Origin of the sequence: Brevibacillus sp. BD137 (genome assembly GCF_041644655.1) — a bacterium.
In the GTDB taxonomy this organism is placed as follows: Bacteria; Bacillota; Bacilli; order Brevibacillales; family Brevibacillaceae; genus Brevibacillus; species Brevibacillus brevis_D.
Genome location: NZ_JAOTNO010000015.1, coordinates 130,061 through 136,060, shown reverse-complemented (window position 1 = coordinate 136,060; position 6,000 = coordinate 130,061). Strand labels below are relative to the sequence as shown.

The window sequence follows — 6,000 nt, the reverse complement described above, 5'->3', positions numbered from 1 at the left end:
CCAATAAAGTTTGAAGATGAATCTGACTTCAAGTAAAACACAAGCTTATTTTCACAGATTAATTCTATTCCGGTTTTCAAGGAGCATTTCATACCATCTGTGCCTCAAGCAGAGGCGACGTTTTTTAATATAGCATAGACTAAAACCTAATGCAATAGGGAAAACTAAATAAGTTAAAAAAATGACGTCAAAACAAAGGAAGTGAACAAGGGTGCGTGTAGTCAGCTATAACATTCATAGCGGACGTGACCTCTGGTGGCGAAACCGGCTGAACGAAATGACTCTGACCTTAAAGGGCTTGCAACCAGACATCATCGGTCTTCAGGAAGTTCATCAAAACGGGAAGTATGGGTATCAAGCGAGCTACATCGCCGATCAATTACAATATCACCTGGCCTTTTCCCCTTCGATCTCGATAGGAGATGGGTATTACGGCAATGCGCTACTATCGAAGTACGCGCTTGAAAATGTCGAGGCTATCGTTTTACCAGCCAGAAAAGAACAACGAACCCTCCTGTATGCATCCTTCCAAGGATTCGGACGTACGATTACACTTTGTGTTACACACTGCAGCTTAAATCAAGTAAGCAGACTGGCCCAGCTACAACTCATGTCTACATTGATACAGCAACACGCAAAAGCTCCATTACTCCTAATGGGGGATTTCAACGCGAGTAATGTGTCCTTTACTCCACACCTGATGGACTGTGCCCTTGTCTCAGGTCAGGAAAAAAAACCAACGCTTCCTTCCTTCCGCCGACGCCTGGACTATATTTTTGTTTCTCATCACTGGAATATCGAGCACTACGAGCTGTTACCTGTCAATTGGTCCGATCATGTCCCGGTCATTGCGGATTTGAGGCTGACGGAATCCCCAGTTCACGGAGAATAAAGTCTTTGACATCTACCAGTCTTGCTGGGAGTGGAAACAACTTCGATGCCCCTGCAATCACTAACGGAATCAGAGAATCTTGCTTATGCAGGGATCCATGGCTTCCTCCCCCTAAATGCGTGGGTGCACATTCCGATAATAATTCATAGCTCTTGGCGGCGGTAACGACTACCACGTCACCGGTCTGCGAGAACAATGCCCCGTATAGTCGAGAAAAAGCATCCGGATATGTATCAAAAGAAAGACACTCTCCATCATATTGCACATCCAGCACGGTAACATCTCCTTCAACGGACCAAGAAGAACCGTAGGCATCTTGATACTCCCCGTTTCGCCAAAAACAAATTTCCTGTTGCTTTCCGCCCCGACGCACCTTTACCTTCGCGCCCTCTTTCCAAGCAATCAAATCAATTCTTTCTTCCACACTAACCGCTTCTACAATAGAAAGTGGATCCGTTCCATTCACTGGATATAAATAGGCCATGCGCTCATTATTGCAAATGACTACTTCCACTTCTGATGTCACATCCGTACCAAGCGCATGGACCGAAAAATTCGCCAAAAGATGATTCAGCGGAATATTGTGGTCCTCACTTTCTCCGATGACGGTCTGCCCATGATCACTAATCAAAATGCATACATTTCTCTCCAGCATTTGCTCCCATGATGCGAAGCTATCCAGCAAACGAGCCAATTGCTTGTCCACATCTGCCAAGTGCTGTACGGCATCCTCCGGGGACTTGTGGAGTTTATGATCATTCTCTGGTAGATAGACCAGCGTAAAATGTGGCTGATGACCACTGCGAATCACCTCAATCATCACATCGATTGCATAAGTATCATTAATTCCGTAGCCTTCCAAAGCGGATTGAGAGAAGCCCCAGGGGACGGTACGAAATAACGCCGGGCTCACCAGTGTCCCCATACTCATGATCGTTGGACCACTCACCTTTTCGCGCAGGGAAAAAGATGTAATTGTATCAAGCAAGGTTGGCATTTTCACTTTATGCTGCTTATGTCCGCGATGGGCGATCACATTGATGGAACCAGATACAAGTTTGTTTTCTTCCAGTACCTCATGAATGGTTTTGACATCCTTGCTCAGATGACGTTCATTCAAATCAAAAAGGACGTTTTCGGCACAGCTTGAGATGCCTATTTTTCGGATAGAAGCGACCCCATTAATATAATTCACCATCTGTTTCTGCTCTGCATCATACCAAACTAAACCCGGTACTTTGTGCTGATCGGGGTAGACTCCCGTAATGAGAGAGCAATCTATCGAAGCCGTCATTGTAGGGAAAACGGTCACACAATCTGGTATGTACTGGCTATGCTCCATGAAAAACCGAAGCGCCGGTGCTTTATTGGCAGCAATGCATCGCTCCAGAACATCAGGCATCATGGAGTCGATCAGGAATAATATGACCTTTTTCATCCGGCTGCCACCCTTCTCTTCGTAATAGTAATAGTCATAGTCGCACCTGATAGTGTTCGATTTTGCATGACCGAGTATACGCCTGAAAAAGAAAAAGCCCCTGCTCGCCAAAAAGCGACAGGGGACCATGCTCACGAAGTAAATGTGAGAGTGTTGATACCATTTTTCGTTTGCTGTTTTAGTGCAGGGTACTTCTTCAAATACGGAGCAAGTACTACGTAATCTTTTTCGCCGATGGACGGATCACCCAGCAAATGCGAAAGTACAGCAGCTCGGATTTGCAGCCCTTGAGGCGTTTGTTTAAAGAGAGGATCTACCGTAGGGAAAGGAATTCCATTGATGACGGTATCGCCTTCTGCGTCACTCAGTTCCCATGTATTGACGTTCAATGAATGGAGAGCTTCTACTACTTGTGCTCCATAATCCTCCACAACCATATCCGGTTGCAGCCCTACGTGATTCACCACAGTATGCTTAGGGGTAAAATATTCATTCAATGTGAGCTTGAGTGCGTCGCCGTCTGACAAAGGAATTACTTGTTGGGCACTCCCTTTTCCAAATGTCTTGGTACCCACAAGTTTGGCGATGCCATGATCACGCAGCGCACCTGACAACAGCTCAGATGCAGAAGCGGTTCCGCCGTTTACCAAAATTCGCACTGGAATGCCGATATCCCGCCCATTTCGTACCCACGTCTCTACCTCTACCCCATTGCGATTCGTGGTATACATGAGCAAGCCTTCTTCCATAAAGAGGCTCGCGATATCCCGCGCTGTGGACAAGTATCCCCCGCCATTATCCCGCAGGTCTAACACCAATCCGGACAACGGCTTTTGCACACGGGATAGTTCAGCAAGCTTATCCCTTACCTGGATGGCTCCTTCTGATCCGAATGTTTCAAGACTGATATAGCCAACCGCGCCCTTCGTAAACATCTGTCCTTCTGCTTCCGGCAAGGTCATCGAGGCACGCTTCAGCTTTATCTGGTGCTCCCGTTTGTCAGATGGACGATATACAGTAAGAACGGCTTCAGTCCCTTCGTTACCCCTCAAATAAGCATATGCTTCTTCAAAAGTCTTTCCGACCAGCGAGGTCTCATTGACTTTGATCAACTGATCGCCTCGTTGCAAAGGAGAAGCTGCTGCTGGAGAATTCGGAACGATTTCACGGATGATAATATGATCATTTTGCCGCCGGAGACGAAAACCAAATCCGACAAATTGATTCTCAACGTCAGATTGGAACAAACGCAATTCATCTTGCGTAAAAAATACGCTGTGCGGGTCGTCGAGTGTAGAGAGCATTCCATCAATCGCCCAAGTGTTCATCGTCGGCGTATCAAACCCGCCTTTTTTCTGCCATTCTACAAGCCTCAATTCCAACTCGTCCCAGGTGTCATCTTCTTCAGAAACTTTGAATTGAAGCTGTTTTTTCTGATTAGCCTGCTCACTGACCACCTCTAGAGCCCCTTTTACCAATTGTTTGGCTACCGGTTTGCTCAAGTGGCTCTGCATGACGTGCTGGAATACTTCTTCTGTTTCTTCGAAAGGATACTCTGCCGCTTGTACAGGAAGAACAGTTGTGAGTAGCAGTACAGCTGCTACTGCCCATTGACTAATTCGTTTCATGGCGCCACCCCTTTTCGAACATCATCAGGTATCGAGAATGCAACATTGCTTGTAAAGTCGTAATTGTCGGTACCCGAATAGGCTACGTATCCGTCGCCCTCATAAATTTCTTCATAACGCCATGTATGTTTGACAATTTGGTCGCTAGCTCGATCAATATAATACTTGTTCATGAACAAGGGAACCTCTTTCACTTTTCCCTGTCCGAGCGTAACCTTCTTTGATTTCTCTACCAGCATGGAGCCCGGAATCCACTCCGTAATGACATCGTACTTCCCGTATGATTGCTTGTAGTAGCGTGCATGAAGCTCCTTGGCACGATCGGGTACCTTGACAGCACCAACCCACTCGTGCAAAAAGTCAACTTTGTCCGTTCTACTCTTATCCCATGCCTGCCGATCCGTATCATACGAGTATTGCGTGTTTGTTTTCCCATCTGTATAGGAGAGCAGCTTGTCTGATATTAGTTTTTGCGGAGATTGATAAAAGCCGGATATTCTGCTTATTTGCTTTTCCTTGTTAACATCCTGCGTGTATGAGAACGTCAATCCACTCAACACCGCTTCACCCTTCACTTGATAGGTGTCGGCATTGTCCAACTGGCGCAAAGAGTACCCCAAATCAGAAATAATAGCTGGCTGATCTTTTAAAGAGGCAAACTCTTGACGCAACATTTTGTGCAGCTGATTCATTCTGCTGTCTGAAGCTTTGGGTTTCATCGCAGCAAGAACCTCTTCAGCTTCCTGCATATGTCCTTCCTGCAAATAATAGTAGGAAGTATTCAACAATGCCTCCGGGCTCCTGTCGGCAAATCGCTTGTAACGAGCCAGCGCCAGGTCTACCTGACCACTCCTGATTTCCAGTGCCCCCAAATACATAGCGAGCGATTCCCACTCTTTGGAATCCTGCTTCACTTTTTGTTCATAAGCACTAAGTCGGTCAAGCACTTTTTTGTATTGGCTTTGATCCTTGTTCCCTAGCTGCAAGGCGATATCGTACACATTGGCACTCAACAGCCCGAGTGTTTCCGGGAGAATGATTTTGTCTTCGAAGTAAGCGTCGATAGAAAGAAAAGCTTCCTCCAGATTGGTTTCAATCGGTGTTTCAGGATTCCAGCTCAGTAAATAGTGAACACCGACTTGATTGGGGAAGGAGGCATCCGCCAGCTTGCGTAACTGTTCAAATGTCTCTTCACTATCATTTCTACTGCGAATAGCGGCAGCCGCATCTACATAAATCTGTTCTTCTGTTGTTTTGGGATCTGCATAGGTTGCGAATAACGGCAATACCTCTTCGAGATCCGGGACCATGGGGAACTTTTTCCCGTCGTAATCCAGCAGAGGCATGATTCCATCCTGAAGGAAATAATTCACCATGCGATCAGCTGCGACCGCAGCATCTCCTCGCTTCACTCGTTCCGTTTTTTCTCCCTCTAGCCATCCCCACGAACGCACTTCTTCCCACGCATTTTTACTATCTGGAGACATGGTAAACATTTGCAATATCTTGGCAGCTTCTTCTTTGGTGATCGGCTGATTCGGCTTCATCATCTCACCAGGAAAAATGTACTGAATCGCATTTGGGCCGTACAGTCTATCCAAGATCGTGGAGATGCGCAGCGTTGGTTTGTACATCCACGTCAGACGGTCAACATCTTTATACGGCAAATACGGTTCCTGAAAGCCTTCTGCCCTCGCCCACTCCGAATGCTCGGATAAGAAAGTAAGCGGATAGATCTGATACTGCCCCCCGTAATAAAGCCGATCGATCATGACGAGAAATTCCGCACGTGTCATGTCACGATTTGGGTAAAACTTCGGAACATTTGGACCAGCCTCAAACAAACCGAGCTGCACGCCTTGAATGATTGCATTTCTCGCCCAGTGCTTGCTGATGTCATTGTATGGCAATAAGCCCCCAGCCGCTGAAGCGACGCCGGGGGTGAGTAAGCTTAATGTCAGTAATCCACAAGAAATTGTCCGGATTAGTTTTTGCACATAAAATCCTCCTACACTTCATCTGGCAGGCAACAAAAGGTTGGT

General features: G+C 46.5%; 4 protein-coding genes. 1 reads left to right on the top strand and 3 read right to left on the bottom strand.

What is annotated here, in order from left to right:
* The first annotated feature begins 211 nt into the window (after positions 1-211).
* Positions 212-892, top strand: coding sequence for an endonuclease/exonuclease/phosphatase family protein (locus ODZ53_RS25175; protein ID WP_372680869.1), 681 nt, complete (start codon positions 212-214; stop codon positions 890-892).
* On the opposite strand, the gene ODZ53_RS25170 is transcribed toward ODZ53_RS25175, so the two are convergent.
* The 3 genes from ODZ53_RS25170 to ODZ53_RS25160 form a co-directional block, all read right to left on the bottom strand.
* Entirely contained in the window at positions 846-2,330 is a 1,485-nt protein-coding gene (locus ODZ53_RS25170; RefSeq protein WP_372680867.1) for an alkaline phosphatase family protein, read from the bottom strand. The two genes, ODZ53_RS25175 and ODZ53_RS25170, sit on opposite strands and share 47 nt — an antisense overlap.
* A gap of 131 nt (positions 2,331-2,461) precedes the next feature.
* Positions 2,462-3,958 (bottom strand): S41 family peptidase, encoded by a 1,497-nt coding sequence (locus tag ODZ53_RS25165; protein ID WP_372680865.1) that lies wholly within the window; start codon positions 3,956-3,958, stop codon positions 2,462-2,464.
* Positions 3,955-5,955 (bottom strand): S-layer homology domain-containing protein, encoded by a 2,001-nt coding sequence (locus ODZ53_RS25160; protein ID WP_372680863.1) that lies wholly within the window; start codon positions 5,953-5,955, stop codon positions 3,955-3,957. The genes ODZ53_RS25165 and ODZ53_RS25160 overlap by 4 nt, the downstream gene beginning before the upstream one ends.
* Positions 5,956-6,000 lie beyond the last annotated feature (45 nt).